Here is a 16,368-nt window from a genome sequence, read left to right as displayed (position 1 = left end):
TTGTTAATGTTTGCCTATCGGTCGATCTGAATTCCCAATCGCGCAAGCGGCCGGCTCGCGCGATCTCGACCGCGCCTGCGGCCTCAGAGCAGGTCGGCGTAGCCGAGAAAGCCGACCGTATCGCCCGGCTCGACCCGCACGATGGACTCGCCGAGCTCGATCAGCCCATCCGTCTCGATCAGCGACGACAACAGACCGGCCCCCTCGCGGGGAAACTTGGTCGCCTCCAGCGAGCCGTCCGCCGCCCGGCGCAGCGAAGCGCGGACATATTCGCGGCGGCCGCTCTTCTTCTTGTAGCTGAAGGCGGCACGGACCGGCATCGGCAGCAAGGCAGACGGCACCGCACCCGAGAGCGCCAGCACGGTCGGCCGCACGACATGGACGAAGGTGACGAAGCTCGCGACCGGATTGCCGGGCAGGCCGATCAGCGGCGTGCCGTCGATGATTCCCATCGCCACCGGGCGGCCCGGCTTGATCGCCATCCGCCACAGCACCAGCGAGCCGACCTGTTCGATGCCGGCCTTGACGTGGTCCTCTTCGCCGGTCGAGACGCCGCCCGTGGTCAGGATCAGGTCGTAGCGTCGTGCAGCCTGCTTGAGCGCATCGGCGAGCCCGGCGCGTTCGTCGCGCAGGATGCCGAGATCGCCGACCTCGCAACCGAGCCGCCGCAACATCGCGATCAGCATGAAGCGATTGGAATCGAACAATTGCGCTTCGCCGCGAGACGTGCCCGGCGCGGCCAGTTCGTCGCCGGTGGAGAACACCCCGACACGCAGGCGTCGCACCACGTCGAGCGTGGTGAGCCCGAAGGCCGCGGCGACGGCGATGTCCTGCGGCCGCAGCCGCCGACCCGCCGCCAGTGCGACGTGGCCGCGCGGAATGTCTTCGCCGGCGGGACGCACATTGGCGCCGGCCTTCAGGCCCGACGGCAGGATCACGCTGCCCGCATCGTCGATCCGCACGTCCTCCTGCATGAACACCGTGTCGGTGCCCTCGGGCATCGGCGCACCGGTGAAGATCCGCACCGCCCGGCCGGGCCGTGCGGGCTCGGCCGGCGCTCCCGCCTGCACGCGCCCGGCGACGGGGAACGCGCGTTCGCCGCTCGCCTGCAGGTCTGCACCTGACACCGCGTAGCCGTCGACGGCGGAATTCATGAAAGGCGGCAGCGGCAGCGGCGCTACCACGTCGTGGCTAAGGATGCGCCCGTCGGCGTCGACCAGGGCAACGGCTTCGGTCTCACCGACAGGCTTGACGCGCGAGGCGATGATCGCGACGGCCTCGTCGACCGACATCATCGGTCCGCCGAAAGCGAAGCAGTCGTCGGAGAGCTGCGCCATGATGTCCTCGGTCCTCGGCCATCGACAAGATTTGTTCGACCCACATCGCGAACTGCGGCGTTATCCTCAAGGCCGGACCATCCTTGACGAATCCTTGGCAGTTCCGGCGATGCGGCGGAGAGTGGCCAGTCAGTCTCCGATCGTGCTTATATCCCGAGCTTCGTTGCCATGTGAACCCATTGGGACGCCGACCTGTGACCGAGAAGACCACCGCGCCCGTTATTGTTCCAGACCCGGACGATCCGCGACTGACCGAGCGCGTCATCGGCATCGATCAGACCGGCGCGCGGACCGAGATCAAGGTGCCGGTCGAGCGGCCGCTGACGCTGTACCTCAACGCGCAGGAGATCGTCACGATGATGACGATCAACGACTATCCCGAATACCTCGCGCTCGGCTACCTCCTGAACCAGAACATGCTCAAATACGACGACGTCGTCACCGAGGTCGAATATGACGACGACCTCCAGGTGGTGGTGGTCCGCACCGAGCACCACACCAATTTCGAGGCGAAGCTGAAGAAGCGGACGCAGACCTCGGGCTGCGCCCAGGGGACGGCGTTCGGCGACCTGCTTGAAGCCGTCGAGAAGGTCGCGCTGCCGAAGGCCGAACTGCGGACCTCCTGGCTCTACCAGATGACCCACACCATCAACACGATGCCGTCGCTCTATCTGGAAGCGGGCGCCATTCACGGCTGCGTGCTGTGCAAGGAGAGCACCCCGGTCTGCTACACCGAGGACGTCGGCCGGCACAACGCCGTCGACAAGATCGCGGGCTGGATCTATCGCCACAATGTCGATCCGGCAGACAAGATCCTCTACACTACCGGGCGGCTCACCTCCGAGATGGTGATCAAGACGGTGCGGATGGGCATCCCGATCCTGGTCTCCCGCTCCGGATTCACCGCCTGGGGCGTCGATCTGGCGCGGCAGGTCGGGCTGACGCTGGTCGGGCGCGCGCGCGGCAAGCGCTTCATCGCGCTGTCGGGTGAGGGGCGGATCGTCTACGACCAGAACCTCGATTATGTCGAAGAGGAATCGATGCGGCACAAGCGCAAGGGCGAGGCCGACAATGATTGATATCCCGGGCGTGCTGCTGGCCGGCGGCCTCGCGCGGCGGATGGGCGGCGGCGACAAGCCGATGCGCAAGATCGCCGGCCGGACCATTCTGCAACGGGTGATCGACCGTCTCGCCCCGCAATGCAGCGGGTTGATCATCAACGCCAATGGCGACCCCGCGCGCTTCGCCGCGTTCGGCCTTCCGGTCGTCGCTGACGATGTCGCCGATTATCCGGGTCCCCTCGCCGGCATCCTCGCCGCGCTCGATTGGACCGCGGCCAATCGGCCGGATGCGAAATGGGTGCTGAGCGCAGCGGGCGACTGTCCGTTTCTTCCGCGTGATCTTGTCGCACGCCTGGAGCAGGCGCGCGCGGCAGAGAATGCCGAGCTCGCGGTCGCCTCATCCGGCGGGCAGACGCATCCGGTCATCGGTCTCTGGAGCGTGCGGTTGCGGAACGAATTGCGCCACGCGCTGGTCGTGGAGGACGTGCGCAAGATCGATCGCTGGACCGCGCGCTATCCGCTGGCAACGGTCGAATGGCCGACCGAGCCGCTGGATCCGTTCTTCAACGCCAACACCGTCGAAGACATCGCGGAAGCCGATCGCCTCGCCGCACTCGACGACGGCTGAGACGCGCGCCTGCGCTTGCGTCCGGAACGGGCATCCCCGGCTGCGAGCACGCACGCAGCTAGCCGAGCTGTCCGCCGGCCCGCCCTCTCCGATCCGTTTCCACGGCGCGCAGATAGTCCAGCATCAGGCGGCCGGTTGCGGACAGATTCGCGGCATCGCGGACCACGATCTTCAGCTCGCGCCGCCCCCAATCGTCGCGCAGCGGGATCGCACGACGCCGAACGCCAGCTCGAAATCGTTCATCCGTTTCGACACGGCGGTGGCCGCGATCCCTCGCGCTGCGCGGCGCGAGCGAGGTTCTGTTCGTCGCAGACCGCGACGAACAGGCGCAGCGTCGTGAGGTCCACCCGGCGCGTCAGCGGTCTCTGCCGGCGTCGGGCTGCGTTGCGTGTCGACATCGATGGAGGCGAGCGGCATGGGCGGCGTCCTTGCGGGAGGGACAATGACAGGCTAGCGCGGGCGGCCGCGTAAAAAATCCCAAACCGATCGGGAGACAGTCGGATTGCTGGGAATAGAATCCAGCAAAGCCCTTCAAGGGCAAACTTGATTCCAATCGAAAAACATTCTCTTCAGCATTCAGATCACGCAGCTACCGCCAATATCTGGTACAGTGCAGCCTTCGGGTGCCCCGATTAGCGTCAGCAATTGACAGGGCCCTGTTCCGACACGGACGCAGTACGCCCATCGGGCTGCCTTGCCGATTCCTTGGATCAGGAGAGCATCATGCGTGACGAAGTCATAATTAAACTACGTGAAAATTTGCGCGGCGCGGTCATCGCGCGCGGCGAAACCGATTACGACGAAGCTCGTGCACTCTTTAACGGCATGATCGACAAGCGGCCATCGCTCATCGCACGATGTGTCGATGTCGCCGACGTCGTCGCCGCAGTGAAGTTCGGCCGCGAGAACGACCTGCGCATCGCAATTCGCGGCGGCGGTCATAATGGACCCGGTCTCGGCAGCGTGGATGACGGACTGGTCATTGACCTGTCTGCCATGAAGGGCGTGCGCGTCGATCCGGTTGCCCGCACGGCGCGGGTCGGCGCGGGATGTACCCAGGGCGATGTCGACCATGCCACCCATGTGTTCGGCCTCGCCGTCCCGGCGGGTATCATCTCGACCACCGGGATCGCCGGCCTGACATTGAGCGGCGGCCATGGCTATCTCACCCGCAAATATGGCCTCACGATCGATAATCTGCTCGAAGCCGACGTCGTGCTCGCCGACGGCAGCTTTGCCGTCGCCAGCAAGGACGAGAACGCCGACCTGCTCTGGGCGCTGCGCGGCGGCGGGGGCAATTTCGGCATCGTCACGTCCTTCCTGTTCAGGCTCCATCCGGTCAATGCGGTGTTTGCCGGGCCGATCGCCTGGGATCAGCAGCATGCGCGCACGATCATGCAGCATTATCGCGACTTCCTGCCGACCGCGCCGGAGGAGCTCAGCGTCTTCCTCGGACTCAAGACGATCCCGTCAGGTCCGCCATTTCCGCAGGAGCATTGGGGAAAGCGCATCTGCCTGTTGATGTGCTGCTACGACGGCGCCGCGGACGGCGGCAGAGGAGCGCTGGCACCGCTGCTCGATGCCTTGCCGACGCCATGGTTCAACTGGATGGGGACGATGCCCTATCCTGCGGTGCAGAGCATGTTTGACGGGCTCTACCCCAAGGGCATGCAGTGGTATTGGCGCGGCGATTTCGTCAAGACGTTGCCGGACGCCGCGATCGACGCCCATCTCGAGCAGGCCGCAAAGACCCCGAGCGAATTGTCGCTCATGCATCTCTACCCGATCGACGGCGCCGTCCATCGCGTCAGCAGCGGCGAGACCGCGTGGAATTGTCGCGACGCGACCTGGTCGATGGTCATCGCCGGAATCGATCCGAATCCGCAAAAGGCAGGGCCAATCACACGATGGACCAAGGCCTATTGGGAGGCGGTTCACCCGTTCGACCTCGGCGGCGCCTACCCGAATTTCATGATGGATGATGAGGGCGAAGCCCGTCTCAAGGCTACCTACGGATCCAACTATGCGCGGCTGGCCGAGGTGAAGCGCAAATATGATTCCGCCAATCTGTTCCGGGTCAACCAGAACATCAGGCCGGCCGCTTGACGCCGACAGATGACGGCGCGCCTTGGCAAATGAAAAACGCGGCGCCCAGGGCGCCGCGTTTCCAAATGCATAAATAAACGAACCTTAGCTCGCGGCGGCGGTCGGGACGTCGCGCTGGCGCTTCATCACGATCTTGTTCAGCGCGCCGAGATAGGCCTTGGCGGAGGCAACCAGCGTGTCCGGATCGGCGGCGCGCGCGGTCATCGAGCGGCCCTCATGGGCGAGGCGCACCGAGACTTCGGCCTGTGCATCGGTGCCTTCGGTCACCGCGTGGACCTGATAGAGCTCCAGCTTGGCCTCGTGCGGGACCAGACGCTTGATGCAGTTGAAGACGGCATCGACCGGACCGTTGCCCTCGGCTTCCTCGATCTTGATCTGGCCGTCGACGTCGAGCTTCATGGTCGCTCGCTGCGGACCATGGGTGCCGGCGATCACGGTCAGCGAGGCCAGCTTGATGCGGTCGTGCGCGGCAGCCATCTCCTGGTCGACCAGTGCCTCGATGTCCTCGTCGTAGATGTCCTTCTTGCGGTCGGCCAGCGCCTTCATCCGCGTAAAGGCATCCTCCAGCTGGTTGGCGCCGAGCTTGTAGCCCATCTCCTCCAGCTTGTGGATGAAGGCGTGGCGGCCGGAATGCTTGCCCAGCACCAGCGAGGACTGCTTCAGGCCGACCATCTCGGGCCGCATGATCTCGTAGGTCGAGGCATCCTTCAGCACGCCGTCCTGATGGATGCCGCTCTCATGGGCGAACGCGTTGCGGCCCACGATCGCCTTGTTGTACTGCACCGGGAACGAGGTGGCGGCGGACACCACCTTCGAGGCGCGGGTCAGCTGCGTGGTGTCGATCTTGTTCCAATACGGAAACTTGTCGTTCCGCACATTGATCGCCATCACGACCTCTTCCAGCGCGGCATTGCCGGCGCGCTCGCCGATGCCGTTGACGGTGCACTCGACCTGCCGCGCGCCGCCGACGATGCCGGCCAGCGAGTTCGCCACTGCCATGCCGAGATCGTTGTGGCAATGCACCGAGAAGATCGCCTTGTCGGAGTTCGGCACCCGCTCGATCAGCGTCCGCATGAAGTGGGTGTATTCCTCCGGCACCGTGTAGCCGACGGTGTCCGGGATGTTCACCGTGGTGGCGCCGGCCTTGATCACCGCTTCGACGATCCGGCACAGATAGTCCATCTCGCTGCGGGTGCCGTCCTCGGCCGACCATTCGACGTCGTCGATCTGGTTGCGGGCGCGGGCGACCATAGCAACCGAGGTCTCGATGACCTCCTCGGGGGTCTTGTTCAACTTCACGCGCATATGCAGCGGCGAGGTCGCGATCACGGTGTGGACGCGGCCGCGGCGGGCGAACTTGACGGCTTCGGCGCAGCGGTCGATGTCGGCCGGATGGGCGCGGGACAGGCCCGCGATGATCGCGTTCTTGGAGCGGCGGGCGATCTCGCTGACCGCCTGGAAGTCGCCTTCCGAGGTGATCGGGAAGCCGGCCTCGATGACGTCGACGCCCATATCGTCCAGCAGCTCGGCGACCTCGAGCTTCTCCTCGAAGGTCATGGTGGCGCCGGGGCACTGCTCGCCGTCGCGCAGGGTGGTGTCGAAAATGATGACGCGGTCCTTCTCGGACTTGTTCGCGGTGGCCATGTCAGAAATTCCTTTAAGCTTCTGCGCCCGTCATGTTGCTCCTTGAGCAATTACTTGGGCGATTATCAGGGTCCGGTGATCTCGTACAAACCCCTGAGTGCCCAGGCGCAAACGCCCAGCCGGCCCTCAGGGGCAGGTAAGAAGAAGGCCGCCAATAAGCAGGATGGGCGCCGCGGCCGGGAACGTGGCGGTAGCCTCGGCCACCTCCCCCGAAATCCCATCATTTTGGCCGCGAATCAGCATTGCCAGACCCTGTTGAGCGCCGAAATCCTCGGTCAAAACCCTTGACGGTTGGTTGCCGGGACGCGCCATGCGCCGTCGTTCTAGACGATTATGGCAAGCTGCCGCAATGGGTAAAGAGAGACAGAGCGGCTGACCTAACGCTTCGTCATGGCTGCGCACGCCACGTTGGGGGAACGCGCGGGCGGATCATTGCCTCCTCCTTGTGCGGAGGAAGCATCAGGTGGCCCGGCCTCCACGTCTTTCATCAGCAGCACCAAGACATCGATGCCCCGGACGGCCCCCCGTGCGCAGCGAAACCTCTCCTACACCATGACGCCATGCGTGACCGCGACAACGACAACCATGGCGCGTGCGCCGCCGGTCAAATCAATGATTGCTCAACAGGTTGCATCTAGCGTGCGTCCGGCGACCGGGTGTTAAGGGCGCGACCTTGTTTGGTTAAGGAGATATGGGGATCATGCCCACGACGAACCTGGCCGATGGGCCTAATCAGCGCCAAGCGGGCTTCAATCTCTTCCTGGTCGGATTCCTGATCCTGTTTCTCGAACTGGCCTGCATCCGCTGGTTCTCGGCCAAGGTCGTGTTCCTGCAATTCTTCACCAATATCGTGCTGCTCGCGGCCTTCCTCGGCATGTCCTGCGGCTGCCTTGCCGCGCGGCGGAGCGCCAACTGGCTTGCGCTGTTTCCGGGGCTCGCGCTCGTGACCTTCGCTGCCGTGGCCACGATCATGGCGCTGTATTCCAACTGGGGCCAGTTCGCGGTCGACGTCGGCCATCAGGCCTCGCCCCAGGAGGTGTTTTTCGGCACCGAGTATCGCAACCCGGATCTCGCCAAGTTCGTCGTGCCGATCGAGGCAATCGCCGGGCTGTTCTTCGTGCTGATCGCGCTGATGTTCGTCGGCCTCGGCCAGACGCTCGGCCGCGCCTTCGACGCCTACCCCAACCGCGTCGCCGGCTATTCGCTGAATATCGGCGGCAGCCTCGCGGGCATCGTCGGGTTCTCGCTGCTGTCGTTCGCGCAGGCGCCGCCGGTGGTCTGGTTCGGCATCGGCTGCGCCGGCATCGTCTACCTGCTCTACCAGGACAAGGCGCTGTCGATCCTGCGCCTTGCGACGATCATCATCGTGGTGGGATTTACCGCCTTCTACACCGATCGTTCCGACAGCCATGACATCCGCTGGTCGCCCTATTACGCCGTCGACCTCAACAAATCGAACGGCGTGATCACCGTCAACAGCATCGGCCATCAGGAAATGATGCCGTTCAGCGAACGCGGCTCGTCCTATTCGCTGATCCACCTGCTGCAGAAGCACAGCGGCGGCGCGCCGTTCAAGGACGTCATGATCATCGGCGCCGGCTCCGGCAACGACCTCGCGCACGCCTTGCGCTTCGGCGTCGAGCGCATCGATGCGGTCGAGATCGATCCCGTGATCCAGAACATCGGCATCCACAACCATCCCGACAAGCCCTATCAGGATCCGAGGGTGGTGCCGCATCTCGACGACGGCCGGCATTTCCTGCGCACCACCGAACGCAAATACGATCTGGTCGTGTATGCGCTCGTCGACTCGCTGATCCTGCACAGCGGCTACGCCAACATCCGCCTCGAAAGCTATCTGTTCACCGAACAGGCGTTCCAGGACGTCCGCCGCGTGCTGAAGCAAGACGGCGTCTTCGTGATGTACAACTACTATCGCCAGGGCTGGATCGTGCAACGCGTCGCCGAGATGGCCAAGCAGGTGTTCGGCTGCGATCCGCTGGTGCTGCCGCTGCCCTACAAGGAAACGCTGACCTCGTCCGAAGCTGTCGGCTTCACCACCATCATCGCGGGCTGCAATCCGCGCATCTCGACCGCGTTCCGCGACCGCGGCCAGTTCTGGCTGAACAGCCTTCCGCCGGAGAACCTGGCGGTCAACGGCTTCGACAAGCCGCAACAAAAGGGACGAGACAAGGGCCAGGACAAGGCTGCGGCCCAGCACGGCGACTGGGTGCCGCTGGCGCCGGCCAAGCTGGTGGTCGACAATGAAGGCGCCAGGCAATCGACCAGCGACGACTGGCCGTTCCTCTATGTCAGCGGCAGGCTGATTCCCGACCTGACCGTTCGCTCGATGATCCTGCTCGGCGTGCTTGGGCTTGGCCTCGTCTATCTGTTCAAGCCGAAGGGCGCCTGGCGGCCCAACAACCGGATGTTCTTCCTCGGCGCGGCTTTCATGCTGCTCGAGACCAAGGCGGTGGTGCAGATGGCGCTGTTGTTCGGCAGCACCTGGCTGGTCAACTCTGCGGTGTTCTTCACCGCGCTGCTGCTGATCCTCGCCGCCAATTTGTACGTGATCAAGGTGCCGTCCACCCGGCTGGCGCGGCACTATGCCGGGCTGCTGGCGCTGCTGGCGGTCTCGGTGCTGGTGCCGCTCGACACGTTCCTGAGCGGCGGCATCGTCTGGCGCTACGTGATCCCGTGCGCGCTGGCGCTCGGCCCGATGTTCTTCGCCGGCGTGATCTTCGCCCGCTCGTTCCGCGACGAAGCCAATCCCGATCAGGCGTTCGGATCCAATATCGCGGGATCTGTGATTGGCGGCCTCGCCGAATCGTGCTCGACCCTGCTCGGCTTCCGCTATCTCCTGATCGTGGCGATCGGCTTCTATCTCTTGTCGGCCTGGATGCCGTCACGCAAGGGCTAGCGCGCAAGGGACGCGCTGGCAGGCCGGAGAACGGTAGTCGCTACCGCAGATATCTGCGGTAGCGATCAAGCTCCCATCGCGGGCGCGCGCGGCCAAAATATCGAAAACAACCCCATGCAAAGGAGCCGGCGGCTGCCGGCGCTCGACCGCGCCACTTGACACGTCGGGCAAATCAAGGGCATATTTCCAATATTCCGAAATTGTGCCTCGCCCGCAGGGCGCGAGAAAACCGCCGCCCTACTTCTTCGCCGCATTCTTCTCCGCCGCGCCGCCCTTGCCTTCCGCCTCCAGCGCAGCACGGACACGCTTGAATTCGCTCAGGTCCGCCTTGTCGACCTCGGGGAATTTCAGCTCGAGCCTGTCGAGCGCATTGACGATGGTCGAGCCGATCACGACGCGGGCGAACCATTTGTGGTCGGCGGGCACGATGTGCCAGGGCGCTTCCTTGCTCGCGGTCTGGTGGATCATGTCTTGATAGGCGGCCTGATATTTCGCCCACAGCGCGCGCTCGGAGACGTCGGCCATCGAGAACTTCCAGTTCTTGGCCGGCTCCTCGAGCCGGTCGAGAAAGCGCCGGCGCTGCTCCTCCTTGGAGACGTGCAGGAAGAACTTCAGGATCACGGTGCCGTTGCGCGACAGATAGCGCTCGATCGCGGAGATGTCCTCGAAGCGCTCGCGCCAGATGTTCCTGGTCACCAGCCGTTTCGGCAGCTTCTGCTTGGCGAGCACATCGGCATGAACGCGCACGACAAGGCATTCCTCGTAGTAGGAGCGGTTGAAGATACCGATGCGGCCGCGCTCCGGCAGCGCGATCATGGCGCGCCACATGAAATCATGGTCGAGTTCCTTGGTCGAGGGCTGCTTGAACGAGGACACCTCGCAGCCCTGCGGGTTGACGCCCTCGAACACGCTCTTGATCGCACTGTCCTTGCCGGCGGCATCCATGCCCTGGAAGATCAGGAGCAGCGACCAGCGGTCCTGGGCGTAGAGCTTCTCCTGGAAGTCGTTGAGCCGCGTGCGGTTGGCCTCGATGATCTTGCCGCCGGCGTCCTTGTCGATGCCGCCTTTCTCGGCGGTCGCACACGATTTCAGGTGGAATTCGCCTGATCCGTCGAAGCGGAACGGCGCGACGAAGGGCTTCAGTTCATCGGCGAGCGATGGGGACGGTTTGTTGCTCATGGCCTCTCGATGGCTTGCGTGGCGACTTGATCCGGTCGATCACGCTACCAAGAATGCCCTTGGGCAGGAAGATGATGAAGAGCACCAGCAGCACGCCATAGACCAGGTTGTCCCAGCCGACCGCCTTGGTGCCGAATGAAATGCGCAGCACCTCGGCCAGCACGATAGTGATGATGGCGCCGACGGTCGGTCCCAGCGCCACATAGACGCCGCCGACGATCGCGGCGAACACCATCTGCAGGGAGACCGCGATGCCGCTCACGGTGTCCGGCGAGATGAACATCTGGTACTGGCAATAGAGTGCACCGGACAGCGCGGTCATCAACGCGCTGATCAGGGTGATCTTGAGCTTCTCGGCGGTGACGTTGACGCCGGCGGCGGCCGCCGCATCCTCATCCTCCGAGATCGCCTCCATGGCGTGGCGGATCATGCTGCGATCGATCGCGCGCCAGATCACGAGGCCTGCGACCCAGACCGCGAGCGCAATCAGATACCAGGTGACCTTGTCGTCGAATTGCAGTGCGACCAGCCCCTTGCCGCTCGGCGCGCGCTGTGGCGTGTAGCCGAGCGAGCCGCCGGTATAGTCGCGGGTCGCGGTGATGACCTGGAGCACGATGCCGGACAGCGCCAGCGTCACCAGCACGAAATAGTGCCCGGTGATGCGGAAGCGGAAGCAGGGATAGGCAACGACGAGCGCGAGCACGCCCGCGGTCGCCATGCTCAGGGGAATCCCGATCCAGGGCGAGATGCCGAGGTGATTCCAGAGCAGCGCGGTGACATAGGCGCCGATCCCCATGAAGCCGCCATGGCCGAGCGAAACCAGTCCGAAGCGGCCCATGATCGACCACGAGGTGTAGGCGAACGACCAGATCAGGATCAGCACCAGCACGTGAAGATGATAGGGGTCGCGGTGCACGAAGGGCAGCGCGACGAGCGCGAGCAGCGCGATGATCCAGCCGGCGAGCTTGCTGTTCACGAGCGCCTCGCCAGGAGGCCCGCGGGCCGGATGAACATCATGACGATGAAGAAGGCGAACGCCAGCACGTAGCCCCATTCGAGATCGGAGAACAGGCCGCCGAGCGAGATGATCTCGGCGAACACGAAAGCCGCGACGAAGCCGCCAATGAAATTGCCGAGGCCGCCGAGCACGCAGATCAGGAAGGTGATCGGCCCGAACGACAGCCCGACGAACGGATGCACGTCATATTGCAGCACCAGGAGGCAGGCGGCGAGACCGGCGAGCCCGCCGCCGATCGCCGAGGTGACGAGATAGATCCGCCTGGGATCGACGCCCATCAGCGGCATGATCTGGCGGTCCTGCGCGATGGCGCGGATCGCTGTGCCGGTGAAGGTGCGGGTCAGGAACAGATAGACGCCGATCATGCCGACCAGCGCCGCGCCGAACGACAGGAGCCGCGCGTAGCTGAAATTCATCTCGCCGAGCGCCAGCACCGGGAGGCGGATGCCGAGATTGCGGAAATCGATGCCGAAGGCGACGGTGGCAAAGCTCTGCAGGATGAACAGCACGCCGCCGGTGGCGAGCAGCTGATTGATCGGCGGCGCGGTCAAGAGCGGCGCGATGACGAGGAAATGCAGCGCGGCCCCGAGCAGCGCCACCAGGAGGATGACGAGCGGCGCAGCGGCCCAGTACGGCAAATGAAACACCTGCACGAGATAGTACATGCCGTACATGCCGATCATCACGAGCTCGGCGTAGCAGATCCAGGTAACGTCGATGACGCCGAAGATCAGGTTGAGCCCGAGCGCCAGGAGCGCCAGCACGCCGCCGAGCAGGATGCCGTTGATCACGGCCTCCAGCAGGTAGATGTCGAAAATGTCGAGGAAGGATTGCATGGCCGCTCTGCCTTAAAGCGTGTGGTCGGCTGGTTGAATTGGCAGCACCGTCATCCTGAGGAGCCGCGAAGCGGCGTCTCGAAGGATCGACGGCCACCAGCCGAGCCGTGCATCCTTCGAGACGCGCGTGCCACGCTCCTCAGGACGACGGGAGAATGAGTGAACGCACTTGCTGGCCAATCCCATCATCCCCTCACACGCCCAGATACGCCTGCTTGATGGTGTCGCTGGCCGCGAGCTCCGCCGCCGTGCCGGCGGCGCGGATGCTGCCGGCTTCCAGCAGATAGGCGCGGTCGACCACGCGCAGCACCTGCTGCACGTTCTGCTCGACGATCAACACCGTCAGCCCTGAGGCGCGGATGCGCTTGACCAGCTCGAACACCTGCTGCACCACGACCGGCGCAAGCCCGGCCGAGGGCTCATCGAGCAGCAGCAATTTCGGGTTCGACATCAGCGCCCGGCCGATCGCGCACATCTGCTGCTCGCCGCCCGACATGGTGCCGGCCATCTGGTGGCGACGCTCCTTCATACGCGGGAACAGCTCGAACACGAAGTCGAGCCGCTCGGCGTAATGCGCGCGGGCGCCGGGCATGTAGGCGCCCATCTTCAGATTGTCTGCCACGGTGAGCCGCGGAAACAACCGGCGGTTTTCCGGCACATGCGCAATCCCGAGGCTGACGATGCGATGCGCCGGCGTCCTGACGACGTCGGCACCCTCCATCGATATCTTGCCGTTACTCGGGCGGATCAGGCCGGAGATCACGCGCATGAGGGTCGTCTTGCCGGCGCCGTTAGGGCCGATCACGCCGACCGCCTCGCCCGCCTTGACGTCGAGGCCGACGTCGAACAGCGCCTGGAAGCTGCCATAGCCCGCGTCGATCGATCGGAGCTCCAGCATGCCGGTCACGCCCCGATCCGGCGGCGCGCCTGCTCGGCGACGGCGGCGGCCAGGCTCGCATCCGCATCGGTGCCGAGATAGACCTCGATCACCCTGGCATCGCCCGCGACGTCCGCCGGCAGGCCTTCGGCGATCTTCTCGCCGTGATCCAGCACCATCACGCGATCGACCACGCGCATCAAGACACCCATGATGTGCTCGACCCAGATGATGGTGATGCCGAGCTCGTCGCGGATTCGGCGCAGCATGTCGGCGGCCTGGTCCATCTCGGTTTCGTCGAGACCGCCGAGGCTTTCATCGGCCAACAACAATTTCGGCCCGGTGGCGAGCGCCTTGGCGAGTTCGAGCTTCTTCAACCCGGCCGCGCCCAGGCCTTCGACGCTGCTATGCCGATCGGTCGGCAGGCCGACCATCGCTAGCGCGCGTTCGGCCGCCTCTTCGGCCTTGCTGCGGCTGTGGCGGCCCTGGCCGTAGAAGCCGGCGAGCACGGCGTTCTCGAAAATGCTGAGGCGATGGAATGGCCGCGGGATCTGGAAGGTGCGGCCGATCCCGCCGACGATGATCCGGTGCGGGGCGAGACCGGCGATCTCGCGGCCGTCGAACAGGATCGAGCCTTCGGTCGGCGGCAGCGTGCCCGACAGCATGTTGAAGATCGTGCTCTTGCCCGAGCCGTTCGGCCCGATCAGGCCGAGGATTTCGCCCTGCTCGACGCGGAACGACACGTTGTTGACGGCGCGAAATCCGCCAAACCGCTTGACCAGGCCTTCGACGGCGAGCACGGCGTCCCTTTCGCGAGCGCTAGTGCAGGATGAAGTCAGATTGAAACAGCCTGGCCGCAGACTCGCTGCACCTCTCCCGCTTGCGGGGGAGGTCGGAACGCATCGAAGATGCGATCCGGGTGGGGGTTCTCTCCACGATACGACTCGTGGAGAGAACCCCCACCCCAACCCTCCCCCGCAAGCGGGAGAGGGAGCGCGGTTCCTTCGCGGCTGCTGCTCGACCTGATCTCATCTTGCTCGGCTATTTGTAGCTGTAGGTGGTGCCGGCCGGCAGCGGCAGCACGGTCTCGCGCTGCATCTGGCTCTTCGGCCACACCACATAGGATTTATCGTCGATATATTGCAGCACCACCGGGAACGAGCGCGCGTTCTGCCCGGCGTACTGCTCGCCCTCGCCGTAGAACTTCACGCCGTAACCGAGCATGGTGCCGCCCTCGGGAATGTCGGTGTCGAGCGCGGCCTTGCGCAGCGCATCGGGATCGATGCCGCCATACTTCTTGATCGCGCGCGGCAGCACGTCGTCGAGGAAGACATAGGCATTGGCCGCGCCGATGCCGACATGGGCGGAGCGGATCGACACGCCGGGCTTGAGCTTGTCGAACTCCTCGCCAACCATCTTGATCACCGGCGGCAGCTTCGGGTCCATGGTCTTCTGGTTGGCGAGCCAGATCGAGATCGGGTCGGTGTTGAAGAGGTAATTGGCGTCGGCGCCAAGGCCTTCCTTCAACTTCTCGTAGACGCCATAGCCGGCACCGTGGCCGACGATGGCGCCGAACTTCAGCCCCTGCTCGCGCGCCTGCCGAAACAGCAGGGTGATGTCGGGATTGTAGCCGGTGTGGAAGATCACGTCGGGCTTGGCGCGCTTCAGCTTGGTGACCAGCGCCGACAGATCGGGTGCGGTCGCCGAATAGCCCTCCTTGAGCACGATGTTGAAGCCGGCCTTCTTCGCGCCGGCCTCGTTACCCTTGGCGACGTCGACGCCATAGGCGCCGTCCTCATGGATGATGGCAACGCGGAGGTCTTTCGGCTCCTTGCCGAACTTGGACATGGAGTATTGCGCGATGAAGTCGGTCGTCATCATGCCATACTGGTTGCCGGCGGCCTGCGGGCGGAACACGTATTTGTAGTTCTTGCCGTCGAACACGCCGGAGGAGATGCAGGTCGTGATCCACATGAATTTCTTCATCTGGTCGACCCGGGCCGCCACCGGCACGCATTGCGCCGAGGAGAAGAAGCCCATCACCATGTCGACCTTTTCCTGCTCGAGCAGGCGGACGGCCTCGTTGATGGCGATGTCGGGCTTGCTCTGCGCGTCGGCGTAGACGGCCTCGACCTTGTAACCCTCGACGCCGGTCCTGGCGTAATGGTCGAGCATGATCTTGACGCCGGTATATTGCAGCTCCGAGCCGCCTCCGGCCAGCGGGCCGGTCAAGTCGAAGATCACGCCGATCTTGATCTTCTTGTCCTGCGCATGCGCTGAAACAGCCACGCCCAGCGCCGCAAGCGCGACAGACAGACCCGCAAGCCAGCGGGCGGCGGCCTTCCTGACCGGCATGAATCCCTCCCCAGAGATTGTGCACTGCATTTTTTGTTATCGTGCCCTCCTATCACAGGGGGAGCGGCCGATGATGTCAAGTGCAATGGCTGCGTCGCCACGGCGCGGGCTTGCGCAAAGTTTTGGCGGTGCCGACGCATCCGCTGGGATGTTCGCTCGTAAAGCCACGTCCGCTTTGCCCTAAAAAAAGGGCGAGATAGAAGGCGGGCCCAATGAACGTCGAATATCAGCCGCTACCCGACGTTCCGATGCAAGCGTTCAGCTGCGCGTGTGATGCGTGATTCCGTAGAAGAATCCGGCGACAATCCAGCCAAAAAAACAGAAGTGCGCAAACGCGCAAAATCACAATTGCGGGACGCAGATCCCGAACAGCTGCTACAACCTGCATCTCTTGTTCTGGCGACAGA

Annotated in this window: 12 protein-coding genes; 4 read left to right on the top strand and 8 right to left on the bottom strand. The window is 64.3% G+C overall.

From position 1 onward, the window contains the following. Positions 1-83: 83 nt before the first annotated feature. Positions 84-1,337: a molybdopterin molybdotransferase MoeA gene (locus ACVW1C_RS32535; protein ID WP_456761759.1), complete on the bottom strand. Its 1,254-nt coding sequence runs from the start codon at positions 1,335-1,337 to the stop codon at positions 84-86. 194 nt (positions 1,338-1,531) lie between these two features. On the opposite strand from ACVW1C_RS32535, the gene ACVW1C_RS32530 reads away from it, so the two are divergent. The 3 genes from ACVW1C_RS32530 to ACVW1C_RS32520 all read left to right on the top strand — a co-directional run bounded on the left by ACVW1C_RS32530 (position 1,532) and on the right by ACVW1C_RS32520 (position 5,132). Continuing rightward, positions 1,532-2,416: a formate dehydrogenase accessory sulfurtransferase FdhD gene (locus tag ACVW1C_RS32530; RefSeq protein ID WP_456761758.1), complete on the top strand. Its 885-nt coding sequence runs from the start codon at positions 1,532-1,534 to the stop codon at positions 2,414-2,416. Beyond that, positions 2,409-3,026: a molybdenum cofactor guanylyltransferase MobA gene (gene mobA, locus ACVW1C_RS32525; protein WP_456761757.1), complete on the top strand. Its 618-nt coding sequence runs from the start codon at positions 2,409-2,411 to the stop codon at positions 3,024-3,026. The genes ACVW1C_RS32530 and mobA overlap by 8 nt, the downstream gene beginning before the upstream one ends. A 723-nt stretch (positions 3,027-3,749) precedes the next feature. Beyond that, entirely contained in the window at positions 3,750-5,132 is a 1,383-nt protein-coding gene (locus tag ACVW1C_RS32520; protein WP_456761756.1) for an FAD-binding oxidoreductase, read from the top strand. An 84-nt stretch (positions 5,133-5,216) separates the two neighbouring features. On the opposite strand, the gene ACVW1C_RS32515 is transcribed toward ACVW1C_RS32520, so the two are convergent. Then, on the bottom strand, positions 5,217-6,776 hold the full coding sequence (locus tag ACVW1C_RS32515; RefSeq protein ID WP_456761755.1) for a 2-isopropylmalate synthase: 1,560 nt from the start codon (positions 6,774-6,776) through the stop codon (positions 5,217-5,219). Positions 6,777-7,476: 700 nt separating this feature from the next. Between ACVW1C_RS32515 and ACVW1C_RS32510 the strand changes: the two genes are divergently transcribed. Then, entirely contained in the window at positions 7,477-9,696 is a 2,220-nt protein-coding gene (locus ACVW1C_RS32510; RefSeq protein WP_456761754.1) for a spermidine synthase, read from the top strand. Between the two features lie 237 nt (positions 9,697-9,933). On the opposite strand, the gene ACVW1C_RS32505 is transcribed toward ACVW1C_RS32510, so the two are convergent. From ACVW1C_RS32505 to ACVW1C_RS32480, 6 genes are all read right to left on the bottom strand, one after another. Then, a complete protein-coding gene (locus ACVW1C_RS32505) occupies positions 9,934-10,875 on the bottom strand; it encodes a polyphosphate kinase 2 family protein (protein WP_456761753.1) in 942 nt (313 codons plus the stop codon). Further along, positions 10,841-11,851 carry a branched-chain amino acid ABC transporter permease gene (locus ACVW1C_RS32500; RefSeq protein ID WP_456761752.1) on the bottom strand — a complete coding sequence of 337 codons (1,011 nt, stop codon included), beginning with the start codon at positions 11,849-11,851 and terminating at the stop codon, positions 10,841-10,843. The genes ACVW1C_RS32505 and ACVW1C_RS32500 overlap by 35 nt, the downstream gene beginning before the upstream one ends. Next, positions 11,848-12,729, bottom strand: coding sequence for a branched-chain amino acid ABC transporter permease (locus ACVW1C_RS32495; RefSeq protein ID WP_176529921.1), 882 nt, complete (start codon positions 12,727-12,729; stop codon positions 11,848-11,850). The genes ACVW1C_RS32500 and ACVW1C_RS32495 overlap by 4 nt, the downstream gene beginning before the upstream one ends. A gap of 193 nt (positions 12,730-12,922) precedes the next feature. Further along, complete coding sequence (locus tag ACVW1C_RS32490) at positions 12,923-13,627, bottom strand: ABC transporter ATP-binding protein (RefSeq protein WP_456763233.1); 705 nt, start codon at positions 13,625-13,627, stop codon at positions 12,923-12,925. 5 nt (positions 13,628-13,632) lie between these two features. After that, entirely contained in the window at positions 13,633-14,406 is a 774-nt protein-coding gene (locus tag ACVW1C_RS32485) for an ABC transporter ATP-binding protein (RefSeq protein WP_456761751.1), read from the bottom strand. Between the two features lie 241 nt (positions 14,407-14,647). Continuing rightward, a complete protein-coding gene (locus ACVW1C_RS32480; protein WP_456761750.1) occupies positions 14,648-15,961 on the bottom strand; it encodes an ABC transporter substrate-binding protein in 1,314 nt (437 codons plus the stop codon). Positions 15,962-16,368: the final 407 nt, after the last annotated feature.

It is taken from the genome of Bradyrhizobium sp. USDA 4011, assembly GCF_054063415.1.
Note: the sequence above shows the minus strand (reverse complement) of the source record. Positions and strands in the feature narration are given on the sequence as shown.

Bases quoted from the DNA above. Each gene is read 5' to 3' on its own strand.
- ACVW1C_RS32535 (WP_456761759.1), bottom strand. From the start codon at position 1,337: ATGGCGCAGCTCTCCGACGACTGCTTCGCTTTCGGCGGACCGATGATG.
- mobA (WP_456761757.1), top strand. From the start codon at position 2,409: ATGATTGATATCCCGGGCGTGCTGCTGGCCGGCGGCCTCGCGCGGCGG.
- ACVW1C_RS32520 (WP_456761756.1), top strand. From the start codon at position 3,750: ATGCGTGACGAAGTCATAATTAAACTACGTGAAAATTTGCGCGGCGCG.
- ACVW1C_RS32515 (WP_456761755.1), bottom strand. From the start codon at position 6,776: ATGGCCACCGCGAACAAGTCCGAGAAGGACCGCGTCATCATTTTCGAC.
- ACVW1C_RS32510 (WP_456761754.1), top strand. From the start codon at position 7,477: ATGCCCACGACGAACCTGGCCGATGGGCCTAATCAGCGCCAAGCGGGC.
- ACVW1C_RS32505 (WP_456761753.1), bottom strand. From the start codon at position 10,875: ATGAGCAACAAACCGTCCCCATCGCTCGCCGATGAACTGAAGCCCTTC.
- ACVW1C_RS32495 (WP_176529921.1), bottom strand. From the start codon at position 12,729: ATGCAATCCTTCCTCGACATTTTCGACATCTACCTGCTGGAGGCCGTG.
- ACVW1C_RS32490 (WP_456763233.1), bottom strand. From the start codon at position 13,627: ATGCTGGAGCTCCGATCGATCGACGCGGGCTATGGCAGCTTCCAGGCG.
- ACVW1C_RS32480 (WP_456761750.1), bottom strand. From the start codon at position 15,961: ATGCCGGTCAGGAAGGCCGCCGCCCGCTGGCTTGCGGGTCTGTCTGTC.